The organism is Mesorhizobium sp. 43Arga (assembly GCF_053714255.1).
Genome location: NZ_JBSKBO010000004.1, coordinates 315,269 through 337,468 on the forward strand (window position 1 = coordinate 315,269; position 22,200 = coordinate 337,468).

General features: G+C 63.8%; 21 protein-coding genes and 1 tRNA gene. 9 read left to right on the forward strand and 13 right to left on the reverse strand.

Annotation, left to right across the window (positions count from 1 at the left end; all coding sequences use genetic code 11):
* Genes ACWGS8_RS17170 through ACWGS8_RS17180 form a run of 3 tightly spaced genes read left to right on the forward strand, consistent with a single transcriptional unit; the run spans nucleotide 1 to nucleotide 2,136 of the window.
* On the forward strand, nucleotides 1-963 hold the full coding sequence (locus ACWGS8_RS17170) for a homoserine kinase (RefSeq protein WP_454582041.1): 963 nt from the start codon (nucleotides 1-3) through the stop codon (nucleotides 961-963).
* Between the two features lie 11 nt (nucleotides 964-974).
* A complete protein-coding gene (gene rnhA / locus ACWGS8_RS17175) occupies nucleotides 975-1,508 on the forward strand; it encodes a ribonuclease HI (protein WP_454582042.1) in 534 nt (177 codons plus the stop codon).
* 43 nt (nucleotides 1,509-1,551) lie between these two features.
* Nucleotides 1,552-2,136 carry a histidine phosphatase family protein gene (locus ACWGS8_RS17180; protein WP_454582043.1) on the forward strand — a complete coding sequence of 195 codons (585 nt, stop codon included), beginning with the start codon at nucleotides 1,552-1,554 and terminating at the stop codon, nucleotides 2,134-2,136.
* A gap of 4 nt (nucleotides 2,137-2,140) precedes the next feature.
* Here the strand turns inward: ACWGS8_RS17180 and ACWGS8_RS17185 are convergent, their stop codons facing one another.
* From ACWGS8_RS17185 to ACWGS8_RS17195, 3 genes are all read right to left on the reverse strand, one after another.
* The gene (locus ACWGS8_RS17185; RefSeq protein ID WP_454582044.1) at nucleotides 2,141-2,617 is read right to left on the reverse strand and encodes a DUF2938 domain-containing protein; all 477 of its coding nucleotides are present in this window, start codon (nucleotides 2,615-2,617) and stop codon (nucleotides 2,141-2,143) included.
* A gap of 94 nt (nucleotides 2,618-2,711) precedes the next feature.
* A complete protein-coding gene (locus tag ACWGS8_RS17190) occupies nucleotides 2,712-3,194 on the reverse strand; it encodes a redoxin family protein (RefSeq protein ID WP_454582045.1) in 483 nt (160 codons plus the stop codon).
* A gap of 86 nt (nucleotides 3,195-3,280) precedes the next feature.
* Entirely contained in the window at nucleotides 3,281-4,087 is an 807-nt protein-coding gene (locus ACWGS8_RS17195; protein WP_454582046.1) for a protein-disulfide reductase DsbD domain-containing protein, read from the reverse strand.
* A gap of 171 nt (nucleotides 4,088-4,258) precedes the next feature.
* Between ACWGS8_RS17195 and ACWGS8_RS17200 the strand changes: the two genes are divergently transcribed.
* A complete protein-coding gene (locus ACWGS8_RS17200) occupies nucleotides 4,259-4,867 on the forward strand; it encodes a YqgE/AlgH family protein (protein WP_454582047.1) in 609 nt (202 codons plus the stop codon).
* A 178-nt stretch (nucleotides 4,868-5,045) separates the two neighbouring features.
* Here ACWGS8_RS17200 and ACWGS8_RS17205 read toward each other — a convergent pair whose 3' ends face one another.
* The 4 genes from ACWGS8_RS17205 to thrC are packed head-to-tail and all read right to left on the reverse strand — an operon-like array spanning nucleotide 5,046 to nucleotide 11,253.
* Nucleotides 5,046-7,934, reverse strand: a complete 2,889-nt coding sequence (locus ACWGS8_RS17205) for an EAL domain-containing protein (protein WP_454582048.1) — start codon at nucleotides 7,932-7,934, stop codon at nucleotides 5,046-5,048.
* A gap of 3 nt (nucleotides 7,935-7,937) precedes the next feature.
* On the reverse strand, nucleotides 7,938-8,534 hold the full coding sequence (locus tag ACWGS8_RS17210) for a GNAT family N-acetyltransferase (RefSeq protein ID WP_454582049.1): 597 nt from the start codon (nucleotides 8,532-8,534) through the stop codon (nucleotides 7,938-7,940).
* Between the two features lie 14 nt (nucleotides 8,535-8,548).
* Entirely contained in the window at nucleotides 8,549-9,841 is a 1,293-nt protein-coding gene (locus ACWGS8_RS17215) for a M16 family metallopeptidase (RefSeq protein ID WP_454582050.1), read from the reverse strand.
* 14 nt (nucleotides 9,842-9,855) lie between these two features.
* Nucleotides 9,856-11,253 carry a threonine synthase gene (thrC, locus tag ACWGS8_RS17220; RefSeq protein WP_454582051.1) on the reverse strand — a complete coding sequence of 466 codons (1,398 nt, stop codon included), beginning with the start codon at nucleotides 11,251-11,253 and terminating at the stop codon, nucleotides 9,856-9,858.
* Between the two features lie 129 nt (nucleotides 11,254-11,382).
* On the opposite strand from thrC, the gene ACWGS8_RS17225 reads away from it, so the two are divergent.
* Complete coding sequence (locus tag ACWGS8_RS17225; RefSeq protein WP_454582052.1) at nucleotides 11,383-12,096, forward strand: hypothetical protein; 714 nt, start codon at nucleotides 11,383-11,385, stop codon at nucleotides 12,094-12,096.
* Between the two features lie 54 nt (nucleotides 12,097-12,150).
* On the opposite strand, the gene ACWGS8_RS17230 is transcribed toward ACWGS8_RS17225, so the two are convergent.
* Complete coding sequence (locus ACWGS8_RS17230; RefSeq protein ID WP_454582053.1) at nucleotides 12,151-12,840, reverse strand: HAD family hydrolase; 690 nt, start codon at nucleotides 12,838-12,840, stop codon at nucleotides 12,151-12,153.
* 177 nt (nucleotides 12,841-13,017) lie between these two features.
* Here ACWGS8_RS17230 and ACWGS8_RS17235 point away from each other — a divergent pair, with 177 nt between their 5' ends.
* Nucleotides 13,018-14,151, forward strand: coding sequence for a DNA methyltransferase (locus ACWGS8_RS17235; RefSeq protein WP_454582054.1), 1,134 nt, complete (start codon nucleotides 13,018-13,020; stop codon nucleotides 14,149-14,151).
* A 40-nt stretch (nucleotides 14,152-14,191) separates the two neighbouring features.
* Here the strand turns inward: ACWGS8_RS17235 and ACWGS8_RS17240 are convergent, their stop codons facing one another.
* Both ACWGS8_RS17240 and mutY read right to left on the reverse strand, forming a co-directional pair.
* On the reverse strand, nucleotides 14,192-14,830 hold the full coding sequence (locus ACWGS8_RS17240) for an HAD family hydrolase (RefSeq protein ID WP_454582055.1): 639 nt from the start codon (nucleotides 14,828-14,830) through the stop codon (nucleotides 14,192-14,194).
* Between the two features lie 10 nt (nucleotides 14,831-14,840).
* Nucleotides 14,841-15,974, reverse strand: a complete 1,134-nt coding sequence (gene mutY / locus ACWGS8_RS17245; RefSeq protein ID WP_454582056.1) for an A/G-specific adenine glycosylase — start codon at nucleotides 15,972-15,974, stop codon at nucleotides 14,841-14,843.
* 55 nt (nucleotides 15,975-16,029) lie between these two features.
* Here mutY and ACWGS8_RS17250 point away from each other — a divergent pair, with 55 nt between their 5' ends.
* The 3 genes from ACWGS8_RS17250 to smc all read left to right on the forward strand — a co-directional run bounded on the left by ACWGS8_RS17250 (nucleotide 16,030) and on the right by smc (nucleotide 20,956).
* Complete coding sequence (locus ACWGS8_RS17250; RefSeq protein ID WP_454582057.1) at nucleotides 16,030-16,539, forward strand: DUF721 domain-containing protein; 510 nt, start codon at nucleotides 16,030-16,032, stop codon at nucleotides 16,537-16,539.
* Nucleotides 16,540-16,693: 154 nt separating this feature from the next.
* Entirely contained in the window at nucleotides 16,694-17,437 is a 744-nt protein-coding gene (locus tag ACWGS8_RS17255) for a DsbA family protein (protein WP_454582058.1), read from the forward strand.
* 60 nt (nucleotides 17,438-17,497) lie between these two features.
* Nucleotides 17,498-20,956, forward strand: a complete 3,459-nt coding sequence (gene smc / locus ACWGS8_RS17260) for a chromosome segregation protein SMC (protein ID WP_454582059.1) — start codon at nucleotides 17,498-17,500, stop codon at nucleotides 20,954-20,956.
* Between the two features lie 48 nt (nucleotides 20,957-21,004).
* Here the strand turns inward: smc and ACWGS8_RS17265 are convergent, their stop codons facing one another.
* The 3 genes from ACWGS8_RS17265 to ACWGS8_RS17275 form a co-directional block, all read right to left on the reverse strand.
* The gene (locus ACWGS8_RS17265) at nucleotides 21,005-21,373 is read right to left on the reverse strand and encodes a hypothetical protein (protein WP_454582060.1); all 369 of its coding nucleotides are present in this window, start codon (nucleotides 21,371-21,373) and stop codon (nucleotides 21,005-21,007) included.
* A gap of 112 nt (nucleotides 21,374-21,485) precedes the next feature.
* Nucleotides 21,486-21,560: transfer RNA gene (locus tag ACWGS8_RS17270), tRNA-Gln, on the reverse strand.
* Nucleotides 21,561-21,688: 128 nt separating this feature from the next.
* Nucleotides 21,689-22,033: a VOC family protein gene (locus tag ACWGS8_RS17275; RefSeq protein WP_454582061.1), complete on the reverse strand. Its 345-nt coding sequence runs from the start codon at nucleotides 22,031-22,033 to the stop codon at nucleotides 21,689-21,691.
* Between the last annotated feature and the right edge of the window lie 167 nt (nucleotides 22,034-22,200).

The following is a 22,200-nucleotide window of genomic DNA, read 5'->3' on the forward strand; positions in this document are numbered from 1 at the left end:
ATGGCGGTCTATACCGACGTTGCGGAGGGCGAACTCGGCGCTTTCCTGAAGCACTACCCGGTCGGCGATCTCCTGTCCTACAAGGGCATCGCCGAAGGCACTGAGAATTCGAACTTCCTGCTTCACACCTCCAGCGGCTCCTACATATTGACGCTCTACGAAAAGCGGGTCGAGAAGGCCGATTTGCCGTTTTTTCTTGGGCTGATGGGCCATCTCGCCAACAAGGGCGTGTCCTGTCCGCTGCCGGTGACCGCGCATGACGGCAGCGTCATCGGCACGCTGGCCGGCCGGCCGGCGGTCATCATCACCTTTCTCGAAGGCCTCTCACTGCGGCGGCCGACGGCGACGCACTGCGCTGAGGTCGGCAAGGCACTGGCCGCCTTGCACCTGGCTGGCGCCGATTTTCCGATGACCCGCCCCAATTCGCTCGCCATCGACGGTTGGCGCAAGCTTTGGAAGGCGGCCCGCGACCGAGCCGACGAGGTCGAGCCGGGCCTGGCGGCCGAGGTCGATGCCGACTTCGCCGATTTCGAGCAAGATTGGCCGAAGGGCCTTCCGGCAGGCATCATCCATGCCGATCTTTTTCCGGACAACGTCTTCTTCCTGGGTGAAAAACTGTCCGGCCTGATCGACTTCTATTTCGCCTGTGACGACCTCTATGCCTACGACGTCGCCACCTGCCTCAACGCCTGGTGTTTCGAGAAGGATTTCTCCTTCAACCTCACCAAAGGCAAGGCACTGCTCGCCGGCTATCAGAGCGTGCGCCCGCTGAGCGGAGAGGAAAAGGCGGCGCTGCCTATGCTGTCGCGCGGTTCGGCGCTGCGCTTCATGCTGACCCGGCTCTACGACTGGTTGACGGTTCCCGATGGCGGCCTGGTCATGAAGCGCGACCCGACCGAATATATCAGGCGAATGCGGTTTCATCGGGCGATCAAATCGGCTTCGGAATATGGATTGGCCTGATATGGGGTATCATGAGCAAACGGGTTGAAATCTTCACTGACGGCGCCTGTTCGGGCAATCCCGGCCCTGGCGGCTGGGGCGCTATCCTGCGCTTCAACGGCACCACCAAGGAGCTTTCCGGTGGCGAGGCCGAAACGACCAACAACCGCATGGAACTGCTGGCCGCCATCTCGGCGCTGAATGCGCTGAAGGAGCCTTGTACTGTCGAGCTTCACACCGACAGCAAATACGTCATGGACGGTATTTCCAAGTGGATCCATGGCTGGAAGAAGAACGGCTGGAAGACCGCCGACAAGAAGCCGGTCAAGAATGGCGAACTGTGGCAGGCCCTCGATGAAGCCAACCGGCGCCATAAGGTCACCTGGAACTGGGTCAAGGGCCATGCCGGCCACACCGAGAACGAGCGCGCCGACGAATTGGCCAGGGAAGGCATGGCGCCGTTCAAGAAGGGCTCGTTCAAGCCGGCGGTTTCAGCGCCGAAGCCGGATGCCCAGCTGAAGCAGCCGCCGGCCACGAAAGCGCGTCGTTCGACCCAGAGCTACTGAGTTCCTGCAGCCGGCCGACTTCTCGGGCAGGGGAAACTCGATCGTGCCGATCCTCTATTATGTCACGCATCCCCAGGTTCAAATCGACGCCGCTATTCCCGTGCCGGAATGGGGGCTGTCCGACGTCGGGAGGGCGAGAGCCGTTGCCATGCTCGATCAGCCATGGGTCGGTGCAATCCGGCGCATCGTGTCTTCGGGCGAGCGCAAGGCAATGGAAACGGCCGAAATCCTGGCAAGCCCTCTCGGCCTTGCTGTCGAGGTCAGGCAACGCATGCATGAGAATGACCGGTCCGCGACCGGCTTTCTGCCGCCGCCGGAGTTCGAAGCGGTTGCCGACCAGTTCTTCGCCAACCCGCACGAAAGCGTTCGCGGATGGGAACGGGCCATCGACGCGCAGCAACGAATTGTGAGTGAGGTCGAGGCCGTGCTTGATGAGAGCGGGGCCGGAGACATAGCCTTTGTCGGCCATGGCGGCGTCGGAACGCTCTTGCTGCTGTCTCTCAGCGGACGGGAGATCAGCCGCGAGGCGGATCAGCCGGCGGGCGGCGGCAATTTTTTTGCCTACGATATCGGTGCGCGCCGCGTCGTCCATGGATGGCGGCCGATCGACAGGCCGGAACAGGCCTAGACCCTCAGCGGATCAGCAGCGCCGTGCCCCAAAGCCCGAGCGCGAAGACCGTGTGCGCCACCAGGTTCAGCGCACGGATCCGCATGGGATTGGGCCGCTTCGAGGCTGCCCATCCGGCGCCCATGCCAGGCGCCAGCAGGAACCAGCCGGCGCCGACGGTGACGATGCCTAGGATGAAGGCCGGCAGGAAGCTCGGTGCGGCGAGCCAGCCTGTTCCGGCCAGCACGACCAGGATGATGCCGTAGACGATGCCGACGAAATAGTGAAACGCCCAGCCCAGCGCCACTTCATGCGCGTAAGGCTCCGCCTCGCCGATATCATCGTGAAACACCTTGTCGCCGAGATGCCAGACCCAGCGGCCGACCGGTCCCCAGTTCGGCCGTGGCTGGCCGAACGCCTTGTGAAGCAGGATCGCCCAGAGATCCATCAGCACGGTGGCGCCGACGCCGATCGCGACAGCGCGCCAGAAGACGTCGAACATCGTTGGAATCCCCCCGAAAGCGGGCAATTCTCAAGCGCAAGCGGTCATCGGGCGAGGCCGGCCGTGCGGCCTCGCCCGACATAACCGTTGAAGCTCAGAGCTGTCCCAGAATGTGAGCCGCGCCGGACTCGTCGACGCCGGGCTTGGTCTCGACATTGAGCGCGGTGACCTTGCCGTCGTCGACGATCATCGAAAACCGCTTCGAGCGCAGGCCCATGCCGCCTGCGGAAAGGTCGTTGTCGAGGCCGACCGCCTTGGCGAAATCACCACTGCCATCGGCGAGAAACAGGATCTTGTCCTCACCGCCGGTGAAGCGCGCCCAGGCGCCCATGACGTGAACGTCGTTGACCGAAACGACGGCGATGGTGTCGACGCCGCGGGCCAGGATGGCGTCATGGTTTTCGAGATAGCCGGGCAGATGGTTGTTGCTGCAGGTCGGCGTGAAGGCGCCGGGAACACCGAACAGAACCACCTTCTTGCCCGGGAAAATCTCGGCCGAGGTGATCGCCTTGGCGCCGTCGGCGGTCATCGTCTTGAAGGTCGCATCAGGCAGCTTGTCGCCAACGGAAATGGTCATGAGTTCCTCGCTTGGGGATGGGAAGGAAGGATGCATGCTTGCGTAGCGAACTCAGCGGCGTCCTGCAACCGTTCGGGCAAGCTGGATCAAGGGAAAGGCAGCAGCCCTTCGACCGCGCCCGCCGAGCTCGTCAGTGTGTAGTGAAGTCCGCCATCCGTTGGCGTAGCCGAGGGGCGGTCGAGGATCGGCACGGTGAAGATGAGTTTGCCGTCCTTTTCGCTGCGGGAAGGGGCGCCGAACATGTAGTCCCGCTCACCGGCGACGAAGAAATCCGCGGCCTCGGGGTCACCGGGAAAACGCGCCTCGACAACCAGCGTCTCGTGATCTCCCGGCAGGACATTGATGCCGAAATCTGATCTCGCGGGTGCCGGCAACGCCGCGAAACTCGCCTTCACCAGGGCTGCATCGTCCGCATTGTCGGGGTCGGAACCGGGGTCGACCGTCAGCCGCGTCTGCACCGGTATGCAGATCGTTTCGCAAATGCCGAGGAAGACGTCGGCGTCGATGACGGCCGTATCCTTCGCCACCGACAGCGTGAACACCACCGGCAGCGAAACTGGATAATTATAGCCTGCCCATTTGCCATAACCATCGTCGTGGCGTTGGGGTGCCGGAAACGAGAGTGTGGCATCGGCAATATTGGTGCTGGCCGAAACATCGAGCTGCGGCGGGACGCCGGCGTCGCCCGGATCGCGCCAATAGGTCTTCCAGCCCGGCTTGAGCGCGATGTCGAGAACGCCCTGGATGCGGCCGGCCCCGTCGGGTTTGCCTGATGTCACCAGCCGCACCTTGCCGCCTTCGCTATTGTACCAGGCCGACGAGGAGGCGGAGGCGGTGAGAACGCTCGCCGATCCGATGGCGGCGCCGAGCAGCAGGATTTTCAGGCTTTGCATGTCGCTGATTTGATCGTCCGTTCGTGGCCGCGCAATGTTTTCACGGCTTTGTTGATATCATATTTGCGTGACCTTCGCGGGCAAGCCATCGCGGCCTGGCACCATGGGCTTTGGTCGAATCCGGCGCGGCGCATCTTTTCGACGCCGGGGAAACACGGTACCCTCGCTGCCATGGATTTGTTGCGCCACAAGAAGACGGCTGCTGGACGCGGCTTTCTCGACGATCAGTTCCTGATCGCCATGCCCGGCATGAAGGACGACCGCTTCACGCGCTCGGTCATCTACATCTGCGCGCACAGCGATGAAGGCGCGATGGGCCTGATCATCAACCAGACACAGCAGATGCTATTTCCGGATCTGTTGGTGCAGCTCGGCATCATGAACGAGCAGGAGGCGATCCGCCTGCCGGCGCAGGCGCGCGATTTCGTCGTGCGCAATGGCGGGCCTGTCGACCGCAGCCGCGGCTTCGTCCTGCATTCGGGCGACTACCGCGTGGAATCGTCGCTGACCGTTTCCGACGACATCTGCCTGACCGCGACGGTCGACATTTTGCGCGCCATATCGTCGGGTCGCGGCCCGCGTCACGCACTGATGGCGCTTGGCTATTCCGGCTGGGGCGCCGGCCAGCTGGAAACCGAGATCGCCGAGAATGGCTGGCTGACCTGTCCGGCCACCCCCGAGCTTCTCTTCGACGCCGACATCGAGCGCAAATACGATCGCATCCTCGCCTCGATCGGTATCGATCTGGCCCATCTCAGCCTGGCCGCCGGACACGCCTGAAGCCAGCCAACGTTCGAGATTAGCCGAAGCCGTCCCCCACCTTCGTCATCCTAGGGTCTCCGCCGCGTCGCTTCGTTCCTTGCTTCGCCCGTGGATGACGAAACGAGTAATGTCTCGGCCAATCGCCGAGGCCTTTTCTCGCTAGGCTATCGCGCTTGGGCAACGCGCCTGAACCCCATCAGGCCTGCGTCAGCGGATACTGTTCCTTCAACGTCTTCAGCACCTGGTCGCCCGGCATCGGCGCGCCGAACATGAAGCTCTGCACATATTCGCAGCCCATCTGGCGCAGTTCCAGCGCATCGCGTTCGTCCGAAATGCCCTCGGCGACCACCGACAGGCCGAGCTCATGCGCCATGTTGACCATGGACTTGAGCAGAACGGCGCGCTTGGGCGTGTTGTCGTCGACGAAACTCTTGTCGATCTTGATCGTGTCGAATGGGAATCTTGTCAGATAAGCGAGCGACGAATAGCCGGTACCGAAATCGTCCAGCGACAGGCCGATGCCGAGCTGCTTCAGCTTGGTCAGCACATGGGCGGTCTGTTCGGGATTGTCCATCACCAGCGATTCGGTCAGTTCCAGCCGGAAGCAGCGTGGCTTCAGATTGGCCCGCGCGATGACCGAGCGGACATCGCTGACCAGGTCGCGGCGGATCAACTGGCGGCTGGACAAATTGACCGAGACCGAGAGCGGTGCGTCGCCGATTTGCTTTTGCCAACCGGCCAGGTCCTCGGCCGCCTGCTGCATGGCGAACAGCCCAAGCTGCACGATCAGCCCGCAACTTTCGGCTACCGGAATGAAATCCGCCGGCGGGATCATGCCGCGGCGCGGATGGTCCCAGCGCAGCAAGGCTTCGAAGCCGGCGACGCTGCCGTCCTCCAGCCGCACGATCGGCTGGTAGGCAAGGGTGAATTCGCGCCGCTCGATGGCGCGCCGCAAATCGGATTCGAACTGTAGCCGGTCGGTGCCGACGGTGCGGAAAGCCGGGCGGAACGGTTCGATCCTGTCGCCGCCGAAGCGTTTGGCCTGGTGCATGGCAAGTTCAGCGTCCTTGACCATGTCCTCGGCCGAGGTCTGCGCCGAGGTCCAGGTGATCAGGCCGATCGAGGCGGTCAGCACGATCTCGCGCTTGGCGAAGGTGATCGGGTTGTTGATCGCATGCTTGATGGCGTCCGCCACACCGGCGATGCGGGCGGGGTCCTGTTCGGACAACAGCATCAGCGCGAACTGGTCGCCGGCAAAGCGCGACAGCGAATCCTTCGGCTTGAGCAACCGGTGCAGGCGCCGCGCAATGGTGAGCAGGATGGTGTCGCCGGCCGAGATGCCGAGCCCGTCATTGACCTGCTTGAAGCGGTCTATGTCGATGACGAAGACGGTCGGTCGCACCTTCTCTTCGGTGCGGGCGATCGAGATGATCGCTTCCAGCCGGTTCATGAACAATTCGCGGTTCGGCAGGCCGGTCAGATTGTCGTGCACGGCGTCATGCAGCAGCCGCTCCTCGGACTTCTTCTGCTCGGTGACGTCGACCATAGTGCCGACGCAGCGTATGACCTCGCCGTCCGATCCGATGACTGGCCGCGCCCGCAAGGCGAACCAGTGATAGTGCCCGTCGGCGCCGCGCAGGCGGAAATTCTGCGCCACCCGGCCTCGCCGGTGCTCCAGCACTACGTCGAGCGTCGTGCGGAACGTGTCGCGGTCGTCGGCATGCAGCACCGGCAGCCAGTTGCGCGCCGCACCCCCAAGGCTGTTGGGCGCGAGGCCGAGCTGGATGCTGACGTCGGGTTTGGTGACGACGCGGTCGCGCAGAACGTCCCAATCCCACACCGTGTCGCCCGACCCGGCAACCGCCAGCGCCTGGCGTTCGAGGTCGGAGAACAGCCCCTGATGCAGTGCACCGCCGGCAAAGGCGTGCTGCATGACGGTAAAGCCGATGAGCAGAATAATCAGGATCAGCCCGCCGCCGAGCGCCGGCTGGACGATGTCATTGTCGAGCATGCCGGTGATCGCCATCCACGACCCGCATAGCCACAACAGCACCATGACCCAACTGGGCACCAGCATGATGGCGCGGTCATAACCACGAATCCCGAGGAAGATGATCAGGCCGAGCCCGGTCAATGCGGTGGCGGCAAAGGAGATGCGGGCGATGCCTGCGGCGACCGCCGGATCGACGATGGCCACGCCTGCAATCAGCACCAGCCCGAGGATCCAGACCAGCGCGCCGTAGCTGAAATGGCCGTGCCATCGGTTGAGGTTGAGATAGGCGAACAGGAAGACCACGAAGGTCGCCGCAAGCGCCACCTCCGTTCCAGCCCGCCACATCTGCTCGTTTCCGGGCGAGATTTCGATGACCTTGTTGAGGAAGCCGAAATCGACGCAGATATAGGCAAGCACCGCCCAGGCAAGGGCCGCGGTCGCCGGGAACATCGAGGTGCCCTTGACCACGAAGAGGATGGTCAGGAACAGCGCCAGAAGGCCTGCAATGCCGATCACGATGCCGCGAAACAGCGTGTAGGAGTTGACCGAGTCCTTGTAGGCTTCCGGCTCCCACAGATAGACCTGCGGCAGCTTGGGCGAGGCCAGTTCGGCGATGAAGGTGATCACCGTTCCAGGGTTCAGCGTCACCCGGAACACATCGGCGTCAGGGCTGGTCTGGCGGTCGAGCGCGAAGCCCTCGCTTGGCGTGATCGCGGCAATGCGGGTGGCGCCGAGATCAGGCCAGAAGATGCCGGAATTGACCAGCCGGAAATGCGGCGCCACGATCAGCCTGTCGAGCTGCTGGTCGGTGGTGTTGGCCAGCGCGAACACCGCCCAGTCGCCGGTCGAGCGCGCGTCATTGGCCTCGACCTCGATGCGCCGCACGATGCCGTCCGGCCCGGGCGCGGTCGACACCTGGAAATTCTCACCCTGGTTGCGGTAGATCTCGAAGGCGCGCGACAGGTCGAGCGCGACGTCGTCGCGGGCAATCTTGATCGGTTCGACGGCAAAGGCCGACGAAGCCGCGCACAGCGTCAGGATTGCCGCGAGGACAAAGGCGAACAGCGGCCCGTTTCGCAGGAAATTCGTCAAAAATCAGTCCTTCGTTCCTGCGTCCAGCGGATCGTCCACGATCCGGGCGTAGAGGTAATGGTCCTGCCAGATGCCGTTGATCCTGAGATAGGATCTTAACAGTCCTTCGCGCCGGAATCCGGCTTTTTCAAGCACGCGGATCGACCGGATGTTGTCGGGAATACAGGCCGCCTCGATCCGGTGCAACCTCAGCGTATCGAAGGCGAAGCGGGCCACGACCTTGACCGCGTCGGTCATCAGGCCGCGGCCGCCGAAGCGTTCGCCGATCCAGTAGCCGACATGGCCGCTTTGCGAGACACCGTGGCGTATGTTGCCGAGCGTGATGCCGCCGGCCAGCTTGCCGCTCGACTTCTCGAAAATGAAGAAGGCGATCGCGGTTCCCTGTGCATAGTCTTCGCGATAGCGGCTGATGCGCAGGCGCCATGCCGTGCGGTCGAGTTCATCGGGGGTCCAGCGCGGCTCCCACGGCTCCAGGAAGGCCCGGCTTTCGCCGCGCAGCGTCGACCATTCCCGGTAGTCATTGGTGTAGGGCACGCGCAACGTGACGAGGTTGCCCTTCAGCGCCGGCAGGTCACGGCGAAAGAAAGGGAGCGCGAACACGGCGCTTTGGGGACTTAGACGGCGAGCCTGCGGGCCGTGGTCTGCGTACCCGGAAGCGAATCGAGGATCGCCTCATATGGTGCCAGCGTACCCACGGGCCCGACAGCGGTAAGCGTCGGCTTGGTCGAGAACATCCGCGACGACAGGTCGGTCAGCCGCTCCACCGTCAGCGCCGACAGGCGCTCCATCAATTCTTCCTTGGCGATCGGCCTGCCGAACAAAAGCAGCTGCCTTGCGATCTGTGAAGCGCGGCTGGCCGGGCTTTCGGCGGACATGATCAGTCCGGCGCGATACTGGGCGCGCGCGCGGTCGAGTTCTTCCTGCAGGATGTCCTCGCCGGCCTTCTGCAACTCGTCGATGATGACGGGCACGAGTTCGGCGATGTCGCTCTGGCCGGTCGCGGCGTGGACGCCGAAGATGCCGGTGTCGGAAAAGCCCCAGTGGAAGGCATAGACCGAATAACACAGGCCGCGTTTCTCGCGGACTTCCTGGAACAGGCGCGACGACATGCCGCCGCCGAGGATCATCGACAGCACCTGCGAGGCATAGAAGTCTCGCACGTGATAGGCGCGGCCCTCGAAGCCCAGCACGATCTGCGCGTCCATCAGGTCGCGGTCCTCGCGGAAATCGCCGCCGACATATTGCGCATATTGCGGGATGGTGCTGTCGGCCTTGCTGCGGAAGCCGCCGAGCTGCTTCTCCACCTCGCGCACGAAATTGTCGTGCTTGATGTCGCCGGCAGCCACGATCACCATCCGCTCGGCGCCATATTGGCGTTCGATGAAATCGTGCAGCTGCTTGGAAGTGAAGGATTTGACGGTTTCCGGCGTGCCCAGGATCGAGCGGCCGATGGTCTGGTGGCGAAAGGCCGTCTCGGTGAAACGGTCGAAGACGATATCGTCTGGCGTGTCGTGCGCGGCGCCGATCTCCTGCAGGATGACGTGCTGCTCGCGCTCGAGCTCCTGCGGGTCGAATTCGGACTCCTGAAGGATGTCGGCGAGGATGTCGACGGCCAGCGGCACATCGTCGGACAGCACCCTGGCATAGTAGGAGGTGGTCTCGACACTGGTGGCGGCGTTGATCTCGCCGCCGACATCCTCGATCTCCGAGGCGATTTCGAAGGCCGTCCGCCGCTTCGTGCCCTTGAACGCCATATGCTCGAGCAGATGGGCCATGCCATGCTCTTCGTCACGTTCATTGCGGGCGCCGGACTTGACCCAGGCACCCAAGGCAACCGATTCGATACTTGGAAGGGTTTCGGTGGCGACTGTCAGGCCGTTCGACAGACGGCTTACCTCAACACCCATATGGTTCGTACTCCCTAACGCGCCGCCCGCGCGCGGCGGCTGACGTAATCTTCCACCATTTTCAGGTCGGATGGAAGTACCGTGTATTTTTCCTCAAATGTCATCAATCCCCCTAGCCATGCGGGCAGGGCCGGCGAGACGCCGCTGGCGGCCTCGACGGCGGCCGGGAATTTTGCCGGGTGCGCCGTGCCCAGCACCACCATCGGCACGGCTCTTGCCGCCCTGCCCGCCGCGACATGCACGGCAGCCGCCGTATGCGGGTCGAGCAGGTAATTGCTGGCCGCGAGCGTCGAGCGGATGGTGGCGGCGACCTCGTCCATGGTGGCACGGCCGGCGTCGAACTCGGACCGCATCCCACTGATTTCGCGGGCTTCTATCGTGAAGGCGCCGGACTGCTTCAGGCCTTCCATGTAGCGTCGCACGGTCGCCGCGTCACGGTTGGAGGCTTCGAACAGCAGGCGTTCGAAATTCGACGAAACCTGGATATCCATCGACGGCGAGGTGGTCGCAAAGACACCCTTGGTGCGGTATTCGCCGGTCGCGAAGGTACGCGCCAATATGTCGTTGTCGTTGGTGGCGATGACCAGCCGTTCGATCGGCAGGCCCATCTTCTTGGCAGCGTAGCCGGCGAAGATATCGCCGAAATTGCCGGTCGGCACGGTGAACGACACCGGCCTGTCCGGCGCGCCGAGCGACAGGGCCGAGGAGAAATAATAGACGATCTGGGCCATGATGCGGGCCCAGTTGATCGAATTGACCCCCGACAGCGCCACCCGATCACGGAAGGCGTGGTCGTTGAACATGTCCTTGAGCAGCCCCTGGCAGTCGTCGAAATTGCCTTCGATCGCCAGCGCGTGGACGTTTTCGGCCTTGGACGTCGTCATCTGGCGCTGCTGCACCTGCGAAACGCGGCCATGCGGGAACAGGATGAAGATGTCGGTGCGGCTGCGCCCGGCAAAGGCGTCGATCGCCGCGCCGCCGGTGTCGCCCGAGGTGGCGCCGACGATGGTGGCATGCTGGTCGCGTTCGGCAAGCACATGGTCCATCAGCCGGGCGAGCAACTGCATCGCCACATCCTTGAATGCCAGCGTCGGCCCATGGAAGAGTTCGAGGACAAAGGTGTTGGGGCCGGTCTGCACAAGCGGGCAGACCGCTTCGTGACGGAACGTGGCGTAGGCTTCGCGCACCAGGCGTTCGAAGACTGGCGCCGCAATTTCGCCGCCAAGGAACGGTGACAGCACACGGATCGCGAGATCGGGATAGGCAAGGCCACGCATGGCGCGGATCTCGGAAGCTGAAAACCGCGGCCACTCGCGCGGCACGTAAAGCCCGCCATCGCGCGCCAGCCCAGCCAGCACGGTGTCGGAAAATCCAAGCGCGGGTGCTTCCCCGCGTGTACTCACATATTGCATGTCTCAGTCCCGTTGCCGCTTGGCTTTTCCGTTCACCACAAGGTGGTTAATTTCTGTGCCGGCTCCAGTCGCATTTTTGCCGCGGCGTTGATATACGTCACCAGCTTTACGAGAGGGAAGTGCAGTTTCATGGCGTTTCGTACACTCAGTGGCCGCTTTTTGGCGGGTCTTGCGCTCATCGGCTTTATGCTCGCCGCCGCCGGCTGCCAATCGGGCGACAATGGCATCCTGAACCTCGGTTTTGGCAAGAAGGACCCGACGGCACCACCGCCCCCGCAGGATCCCAAGATTCTCGCCAGCCAGCTGAATGCCTATTGCCCGCGGGTGACGGTGCGCGACGGCACGGCGTTTTTCAACACCTATGCCAATGAGGTCAAGAAGGCCAAGCCGAAGCTCAAGAAGACCGGCGACGCCGCTGCCCAGGCCGCGGCTGACGCCGCCGCTGCCACGCCGCCGGACGATTCCGCGAGGGTCATTTACCAGGCGTCGATTGCCGACGTGACCCGCGACTGCAGCCGTGCCGATGGCCAGCTGACCATGAAGATCGCGGTTGCCGGCAAGATCGTGCCGGGACCGAAGTTTACGCCCGGCACCATCACCATGCCGATCCGTACCGCGGTGATGCACGGCACCGACGTACTCTACTCTCAGATTCACCAGTATCAGGTCCAGGTCACCGATCCCTCGGTCGCCACCCAGTTCGTCTTCACCGATTCCAATGTCGTCGTGCCAGCGCCGACGGCGCAGGATTATCAGGCCTATGCCGGCTATGACGAAACCGCGCCGAAGGCACCGGACAAGCCGAAGAAGACCCACAGGAAGAGGGCCGCGGCGATAAACTAGTCGCAGTCTAGTCCCGGTAGTTTATGGGGCAACGAGCGTCGCGGCGCACGGTGGTCAGGCGTCGGCCGACCATTCCGACAGCGCCGCGATCACGCTTTTCAGCTCTACCCAGCGGCGGATCACCGTCTCGGCGCCGGCCTCGGTCAGCGCGTCGGCATGGCCTGGATAGCTGTGGCTGGCGCCGGTGAAGCCGATCACCCGCATGCCGGCTGCCCTGGCGCCGGCGACGCCGTGCACGGAATCCTCGATCACGAAAGTGTTCGCCGGATTCGCGCCGAGCTTTTCCGCCGCGAGCAGGAACACGTCCGGCGCAGGCTTGGTCCTTTTGCTCGGTATTTCCAACGCCGAGAAGATGCGGCCGGCGAAAAACGGCAGCAGATGCACCTTCTCCAGCATGAATTCTATCCGCTCCGAGCGTGAGTTGGAGCAGACGCAGCGCTGCGCCGTGACCGAGGCGACCGCTTCGCGCACGCCCTCGATGGCACGAACGTCGCTGCGCAGTTTCCGGTCGACGAGTTCTTCGGCGCGGTCGATCAGCGACGCCTGGAACGGGATTTTGGACTTCTCCTCGATCCGCATCAGTATGTCCTTGAACGTCAGGCCCGCATAGCTCTCGGCAATCTCCTCGGCCGAGATTTCATATCCGGCGAGCATTATCAGTTCGGCCTCGACCCGCGCGGCGATGATTTCGGAATCGACGAGCACGCCGTCGCAATCGAAGATGACAAGGTCTGGCTGGGGCATGGTGATCCGGACAAAGAAAGGATGAAAGCGGCCGTGAGGGCCTCGGGCGGCGCGGCATACACCAATGGCCCGGCCTTCGCAAACCTGGCGGGCCTATCCGCGAGCCTTCACCGAATATTTACGCTGATCGGTAACCATAACGGGGAGTAAACAGTAACGCGTGCCTTGGGTGTAAAAATGTCTGCCGTGCGTCTTCTCCACGAGTTGTCCCACGCTCCCCAGCAATCCGAATGGCTGGACACGATCCTCAAGGGCGACTGCGTCGCGGCCCTCGACCGCCTGCCAGAAAAGTCGGTTGACGTCATCTTCGCCGATCCGCCCTACAATCTGCAGCTTGAGGGCGATCTGCACCGGCCCGACCAGTCCAAGGTCGACGCGGTCGACGACCACTGGGACCAGTTCGAGAATTTTGAGGCTTACGATGCCTTCACTCGCGCCTGGCTTTTGGCGGCGCGCCGCGTGCTCAAGCCCAACGGCACCATCTGGGTCATCGGCTCCTATCACAACATCTTCCGCGTCGGCGCCAAGATGCAGGATCTGGGCTTCTGGATCCTCAACGATGTGGTTTGGCGCAAGACCAACCCGATGCCGAATTTCCGTGGCCGCCGTTTCCAGAACGCGCATGAGACGATGATCTGGGCCTCGCGTGACCAGAAGGGCAAGGGCTACACCTTCAACTACGAGGCGCTGAAGGCGTCCAACGACGACATCCAGATGCGTTCGGACTGGCTGTTTCCGATTTGCACCGGCGGCGAGCGGCTGAAGAACGACAATGGCGACAAGCTGCACCCGACACAGAAGCCGGAAGCGCTGCTCGCCCGCATCATGATGGCCTCGACCAAGCCCGGCGACATCGTGCTCGACCCCTTCTTCGGCTCCGGCACGACAGGTGCGGTCGCCAAACGCCTCGGCCGTCATTTCGTCGGCATCGAGCGCGAGCAGGCCTATATCGACGCCGCCAACGAGCGTATCGATGCGGTACGGCCGCTGGAGGATGCCGATTTGACGGTCTTGACCGGCAAGCGCGCCGAACCGCGCGTTGCCTTTGTCAGCCTGCTCGACACCGGGCTGATGCAGCCGGGCGCCACGCTTTACGACGCCAAGAAACGCTGGGCGGCCAAGGTGCGCGCCGACGGCACGGTGGCGATCGGCGACAGTGCCGGCTCGATCCACAAGATCGGCGCCGAGGTGCAGGGGTTGGATGCCTGCAATGGCTGGACCTTCTGGCACTATGAGCGCAGCGGCGGGCTGACCCCGATCGACGAACTGCGGCGCATCGCCCGTCTCGGCATGGAACGGGCAGGGGGCTGAACCCTTGCCGAATTATCGCGTATCGCGTTGAATCAAGATCTCAGCGGATCGCCGCAAGCGATTCAGATCGCGCCTTGATTCCAAAGCGCTCAAGATCTGCTTGAAGCGTCTTGGCGTCGGTGAACAGCACGGCTTGCCAGCCCGCTGCCTTGGCGCCGTCGACATTCTTCTGGCTGTCGTCGATGAACAGCGTCGCCGAAGGTTCGAGCCCGAACGCAGCCACGTGATGGTCATAGATCTCACGATCCGGCTTGATCTTGCCGATCTCGCCGGAGATGGTCACGCCGCGCGGACGATTGAGGAAATCGAAGCGTTCGCGGGCTTCCGCCAAAGTGTCGGAGGCAAAATTGGTCAGCATGGTCACATCGTGTCCGCTTTCGATCAGGCCAAGCATGATGGCGACGCTGTCGTCATAGGCGTGCGGCACCATGTCGTGCCAGTGGCGGCGGAAATTGCGGATGTTTTCCGCATGGTCGGGATAGTCCGCAATCAGCCGCGCCTCTGCCTCTTCCCAGCTCCGGCCGCGATCCTGCTCGATGTTCCAGTCATGTGTGCAGACATTGTCGAAGAACCACTTTCTCTCTGCGGCATCGGGGATGAGGCGGCTGAAGGGAATGTTTGGATCGTAATGGATCAGCACGCGGCCGATGTCGAAAACGATGTGGCGGATCTCGATCATGAAGCCTCTTTCAATGCGGGCGTTGCTTTTTCGTCGCGCCGGGTATCGCAGCCTCGATTGCCTTTTTCATGACAGTGGGCAGGGCCTCTCCGGAAATCTCGTGGGCGTGCGACCAGAAATGCCCTGCCGGCGCATCCCCTTTGACGTGGGCGTGAAAGACTTCGAGCTCCAGGGCGAAATGGGTGAAGATCTGCGTGATTGTCCCGGCGTGCCGCCATTCGCCGGGAAAGGGCGCCGCCGCCTGTGTGGTGGCGCCGTCCACCCGCGCCGTCCAGGCCGTTGTCGGCACCTCGGTCATGCCGCCGAGCAAACCTTTCTCCGGCCGTTTGCGCAGAAGTATGGCCCCGTCCGAGCGCACCGCGACGAAAGCAGCGCCGCGCCGCTGCGGCTTGTCGGCTTTGGGCAGCCGCACCGGGAAGTTTTCAGGGTCGCCTGAAACGACGGCGCTGCAGTTCTCGCGCAGCGGGCACAGCATGCAGCGCGGCCGGCGCGGGGTGCAGATCGTGGCGCCCAGATCCATCATCGCCTGGGCGAAATCGCCCGGCCTTGCCGCCGGCACCATGGCCTCGACATGGGCGCGTATCTCGGCCTTGGCTTCGGTGAGTGGCGTCGCGATCGAAAACAGCCTCGATATGACGCGTTCGACGTTGCCGTCGACCACGGCGGCGGGGCGGTCGAAGGCGATCGCCGTGATCGCCGCCGAAGTGTAGGCGCCGATGCCGGGCAGGTCTCTCAAACCGGCCTCGGTGTCGGGAAACCGGCCGCCGCGCGCCGCCACCAGATCGGCGCAGGCCTTGAGGTTGCGGGCGCGGGAGTAATAGCCGAGCCCCGCCCAGGCCTTCATCACGTCCTCGGTCGGCGCCGCGGCCAACGCTTCGACATCGGGCCATTTCTCGACAAAGGCGCGGAAATAGGATTTCACCGCCTCGACGGTGGTCTGCTGCAGCATGACTTCGGACAGCCAGATGCGATAGGGGTCGGGCCGCACGCCGCGTGCATGCTCGCGCGGGCTCACCCGCCACGGCAACTCGCGATGATGCACGTCGTACCAGGCAAGCAGGCGCGACGCGGTGTCGTCCGGCATGGCCTCAAGTGTCTGGGCCTGGCGTGTCTGGGCCTTGCGGGTCTGGTCTGCTGGTGCCATTGATCGTGTGTTGGCCTGGCCGGTAATCTGCTGGGGTCGTGGCTGGAGAACGTACATGGCAGGGAGAACGCCCTACGGCAATCCCGTCCCGGTGAGCGATCTTGCCACCAAAATCCTCGACCCGGTGCTGCGCAAACGGGCAGGCATCTCGATTGGTCTCGTCCAGTCCTGGGAGGAGATCGCCGGTCCGCGCCTGGCCAGCCGCTCGCGGCCCGAGAAGATCCAGTGGCCGCGCCGCCTGCATGAGGACGATCCGTTCGAGCCGGCAGTGCTGGTCATTGCCTGCGAAGGCATGGCCGCACTTCATCTGCAGCATGAGACCGGCGAGATCATCAACCGGGTCAACGCTTTCCTCGGCTTTACGGCAATAGGCCGCATCAGGATCGTGCAAAAACCGGTGACGACGGACAAAGGACGGCCTAAACCGACCTTCAGGCCCTTGACGGCGGCGGAACAGACCAGATTGTCCAATACGGTCGAACTGATCGAGGATGAAGGGCTGCGCGCCTCGCTGGAAAGGCTTGGCGCAACCATTTTGGGTGAAAGGAAGTCAAAAACCCCCTGAAGACAGTCATGGATTTGTCGTCAACATCTCGCATTCGTGATCACCTTTGTCAGGTTTCACGATTGGATTGGGGATGGAGATGCCTTAATTCGCGCCAACTCTCGCCTTTTCGTGCCTTTGCATTGCAAAATTCAACCCTTGTCAGGTGATTCGTATGAACCGTCCTCCGTTCGGCAAAAGTCTGTCTCGCAGAAACGTCCTGTCTTCGCTGGCCGCCATTCCGGCGGTGGCTCTGCTCGCCGCCTGCAGCGACTCCGGCGAACAGGCCAAGGCGGCGGATGTGAAGCCCGCGGACCCGGCCACTCCCGCAAAGCCGGCCACGCCGGCTGCCGCCAAGGTTCCCGAGTCCCAGGGCACCGTCGACATGGTGGAACTGCTGAAGCCGGGCGCGCTGCCTGACAAGCAGCTCGGCAAGGATGACGCCAAGGTCACCATTGTCGAATACGCCTCTATGACCTGCCCGCATTGCGCGCATTTCGCCGAAACCACCTTCCCGGAGCTGAAGACGAAGTATATCGACACCGGCAAGGCGCGCTATATCCTGCGCGAATTCCCGTTCGACCCGAGCGCGGAAGCCGGTTTCATGCTGGCGCGCTGCGCCAAGGATAACTATTTCCCGATGGTGGACGTCCTGTTCAGGCAGCAGCCGAACTGGGTTGGCGTGTCGAACACCAAGGACGCGCTGCTGCAAATCTCGAAGCTCGCCGGTTTTACACAGGAGTCCTTCGAGGCCTGCTTGACGGACCAGAAACTTCTGGACGATGTGAGATCGGTCCAGAAGCGCGGCGCCAATGAATTCAAGGTCGACTCGACACCGACCTTCTTCATCAACGGTAAGACCTACAAAGGGGCGATGTCGATTGAGGAAATGTCGGCCATCATCGACCCTCTGCTCTGACGCTAGCTCAGCGCTGAAGCGGCAGCGCTTCGGCGTGCCCATCTCCATGGGGCGGCGCGAATGAAGTTTTCGCGCCTTCGCCTCCTTGGTTTCAAGTCCTTCGTCGAGCCCGGCGAGTTCGTCATCGAGCGCGGCCTGACGGGTATTGTCGGGCCTAACGGCTGCGGCAAGTCGAATCTTGTCGAGGCGTTGCGCTGGGTGATGGGCGAAAGCTCCTACAAGAACATGCGCGCGTCCGGCATGGACGACGTCATCTTTTCCGGTTCAGGCACGCGGCCGGCCCGCAACACCGCCGAAGTCACGCTTTTCCTCGATAACAGTGATCGTTCGGCGCCCGCCGCCTTCAACGACGCCGACGAGTTGCAGGTGTCGCGCCGCATCGAGCGCGAGGCCGGCTCGCTCTACCGTATCAACGGCAAGGAAGCACGCGCCAAGGATGTGCAGCTTCTGTTCGCCGACCAGTCGACCGGCGCGCGCTCGCCGTCGATGGTGGGGCAAGGCCGCATCGGCGAACTGATCCAGGCCAAGCCACAGGCGCGCCGTGCGTTGCTCGAAGAGGCGGCCGGCATTTCCGGCCTGCACACCCGCCGCCACGAGGCGGAACTGCGGCTGAAGGCGGCCGAACAGAATTTGGAACGCCTGGACGATGTCGTCGGCGAGCTGGAAAGCCAGATCGAAAGCCTGAAGCGCCAGGCGCGCCAGGCATCGCGCTTCAAGAACCTGTCGGCCGATATCCGCAAGGCGGAGGCGACATTGCTGCATCTGCGCTGGACGCTGGCCAAGACGCAGGAAGGCGAGGCGCGTTCCGCGCTGGCTGTTGCCACGGCACTGGTCGGCGACCGCGCCGCCGCGCAGATGAACGCGGCCAAGGAGCAGGGCATCAGCGCTCATCGCCTGCCCGACCTCCGTGACGCGGAAGCCGCCGCTGCCGCCGCCTTCCAGCGCCTGTCGATCGCCAGGTCGCAGATCGAGGAGGAGGCCGGGCGCATCCGCAACCGCCAGGCCGAAATCGAGCGCCGCTTGCAGCAACTCGACGGCGACATCGCCCGCGAGGAGCGGATGGTGCGCGACAATACCGATGTCCTCGAACGTCTGCGCGTCGAAGAGGCCACGCTGAATTCCGAGAACGCCGGCGCCGCAGAGCGCGAGGCCACCACCCGCGCGGCGTTCGAACAGGCGGCATCGACGCTGGCGCAAAGCGAAGCCAGGCTCGCAGCGCTGACCGCCGAACGGGCCGAAGCCGCCGCCTCGCGCCATCAGATCGAACGGACTTTGCGCGAAACCGCCGAGCGCCGCGACCGCTTCGCCCGCCAACTCGCCGAAGTCGACCGCGAATTGTCGGACATCCTCTCCAAGGTCGCCGGCCTGCCGGATCCGGCCGAGAAGCAGGAACTTGTCGAGCAGGCCATGGCGCTGCTGGAAGAATCCGAGGCCGCCGCGACGCAGGCCGAGCAGGCGGTCATCGACGCCCGCGCCGCCGAAAGTGCTGCCCGCCCGCCGCTTCAGGACGCCAAGGCCGAGCTGGCGCGGATCGAGACCGAAGCGCGCACGCTGGCCAAGATACTCAATGCCGCCAGTGGCGATCTCTTCCCTTCGGTGCTGGAGCAGATCAGCGTCGAGCGCGGTTTCGAGACGGCACTGGGTGCTGCACTTGGCGAAGACCTCGACGTGCCGCTCGACCGCAGCGCGCCCGCGCATTGGGGCGAAAGCCATATCCAGCCCGGCGACGCGGCCCTGCCGGAGGGCATCAAGAGCCTGGCGAGCGTGGTGGGCGCCCCGACGCAGCTTGCCCGCCGCCTGGCGCAGATTGGCATTGTCGAGGCCGCGGACGGCCGCCGGCTGCAGGCGCTGCTTGCGCCCGGCCAGAGACTGGTCAGCCGTGAAGGCGCGCTGTGGCGCTGGGACGGCCTGACCGCCAGCGCCGATGCGCCGACAGCCGCGGCGCAAAGGCTGGCGCAGAAGAACCGGCTCGCCGAACTCGATGCCGAAGCTGTGCAGGCGATGCATGTGCTGCGCCAGGCCGAGGAGGTGCTGGCGCAGGCCGAGCAGGCGCTTCGCCAGGCGAGCGAGGCCGAACGCAACACGCGCCAGGCCGGACGCGACGCCCAGCACCGGCTGGACGCGGCTCGCAACGCGCTGGCCGAGGCCGAAAAGGCCGGTGGCGAACTGGCGAGCCGTCGCGCGGCGCTCGACGAGGCCCGCGCGCGCATCGTCGACAGCCATGAGGAAACCTCGGCCGCTTTCGTCGAAGCCGAAATGCTGCTGCAGGACGCGCCCGATCTCGGCGACCTGCAATTGCAGCTCGAACAGTCCTCAGCCAATGTCTCGCGCGACCGCGCCACGCTTGCCGATGCGCGGGCCGTCCATGAAGGGCTGCGGCGCGAGGCCGAGGCGCGTACGCGCCGGCTCGATGCCATCGGGGCCGAGCGCAGCAACTGGCTGGTACGCGCCGAAAACGCCTCGACCCAGATCGCCTCGCTCGGCGAACGCAAGGCCGAGGCCGAGGCAGAGCGCGAACGGCTGGCCGATGCGCCCGATGAGATCGACGCCAAGCGGCGCGCATTGCTGTCGCAGCTCACCGAGGCCGAGACCTTGCGCAAGGCGGCCGCCGACCGGCTGCAGGAAGCGGAAAACCGGCAGGCCGAACTGGACAAGGGAGCCACATCAGCCATCCAGTCGCTGGCCGAGGCGCGCGAGACCCGAGCCCGTGCTGAGGAAAGGCTGACGGCGGCCGACGAGCGCCGGCTCGAGGTCGAGGCGCGCATCCAGGAAACGCTGAACACGCCGCCGCACCTGGTCATCCGCCATACCGGTCTGGAAGCCGACGACGCGATGCCCGAGATGGCCGAGATCGAACGCCAGCTCGACCGGCTCAAGATCGAGCGAGAACGGCTCGGCGCCGTCAATCTGCGCGCCGAGGAAGAGCAGAAGGAGCTCTCCGATCGGCTGGAGACCATCGTATCCGAGCGCGAGGACATCATCGAGGCGATCCGCAAGCTGCGGCAGGCGATCCAGAGCCTCAACCGCGAAGGCCGCGAGCGGCTACTGGCAGCCTTCGACGTGGTCAACAGCCACTTCCAGCGGCTGTTCTCGCATCTGTTCGGCGGCGGCACGGCGGAATTGCAGCTGATCGAATCCGACGATCCGCTCGAGGCAGGGCTTGAAATCCTGGCCCGCCCGCCCGGCAAGAAGCCGCAGACCATGACGCTCTTGTCCGGCGGAGAGCAGGCGTTGACGGCGATGTCGCTGATCTTCGCCGTCTTCCTGACCAATCCGGCGCCGATCTGCGTGCTCGACGAAGTCGACGCGCCGCTCGACGATCACAATGTCGAGCGCTTCTGCAATCTTATGGACGAGATGGCCAAGACCACCGAGACGCGCTTCGTCATCATCACCCACAACCCGATCACCATGGCGCGCATGGACCGGCTGTTCGGCGTGACCATGGCCGAGCAGGGCGTCAGCCAGCTCGTTTCGGTCGACCTTCAGGCCGCCGAGGCGATGCGCGAGGCGAGCTGACGCATCGGCTGGTCGCCGTCCAGCCCATGGGCCAGATGCGATTGGCCATCAGCCTTTGCGGTGCGTGACCCAATTTACACACAGCGCGACCGCGAGGCCGCCCGCAATGCCGATGCAATCGGCAACCCAGTCGAACACGTCGAGATCGCGGTCTATCAGCGGGGTGCCCTGAAGGACTTCGATCGCGGCCCCGACCAGCGCCAGGAAGATGACCAGCGTGACTATGCGCCTGGGCCAGCCAAGAGCTCCAAGTGCAGCCAGGGTGGCGAATGCGCTGGCGTGATTGAGCTTGTCATTGTCGAAACCGATATCGAACCCGAATTCCTGAAGCTCGGGTACTGGCAGCAGTGCGAGGACCAGAACCGCAACGAGCGTGACGACAAAGGCGGTCGATATGGCCACCGAATAAAATTTCATCTGCTCCAACAATCTTCGAAGAGAGCTGACGTCGGTCCGAAGCCTTGAGTCGCAGGACGATCCAGGCCAGGCGCGGACCATGCCGCGGCGCAACCATCCGGTCGCAATGGGATGGCTGGGGCGCCAGGATTCGAACCTGGGAATGTCGGTACCAAAAACCGATGCCTTACCACTTGGCGACGCCCCAATAGCCGTCAGAGTCGCTTGTGCGGCGCGTTATTAGCAGAGCAGCCGAAAAGCACAATGCTTATGAGCGATGGCAGGAACGCCCAAATCGAGCAATCCACAATGCCGCCGGATCCCCATTCGGGCGGGCTATTGACCCCAGACGGCCAGCTCATTGCCGGCCGGATCGACGAAGTGGAAGCGCCGGCCGCCGGGGAACGGGAAGATCGGCTTGACGATCATGCCGCCTGCGCTTTCGACGGCGCCGAGGGTCTCCTCGAGGTCGGCACTATAGAGCACGGGCAGCGGCCTGGCCGGTGCTTCCGCGGCATCCGCCTGGAAACCGCCATCCAGGCCCTCGGCAAAGGCCGAATAGGTCGGCCCATAGTCGGTGAACGACCAGGCAAAGGCGGCACTGTAGAAAGCCTTCAACCGATCCAGCGTGCCGCCCGTCGCCGGCATTTCCAGATAGTCGAGTTTTCCAGTCAGTTTCATGGGGCACCTCTTTGTTCCCTTTATGTTCTAGTCATCGAACCGTGAGGTGGCAAGTCTTTTTGCCGCATGCCCGAACGGGGCTTTTTCTTAATCGATTGTAGCGGCGGGACGGCTCTGCCGGCGCTTGCCTTTCGCACTGCAGCATCATATCGCTCCAAAGTCGGACC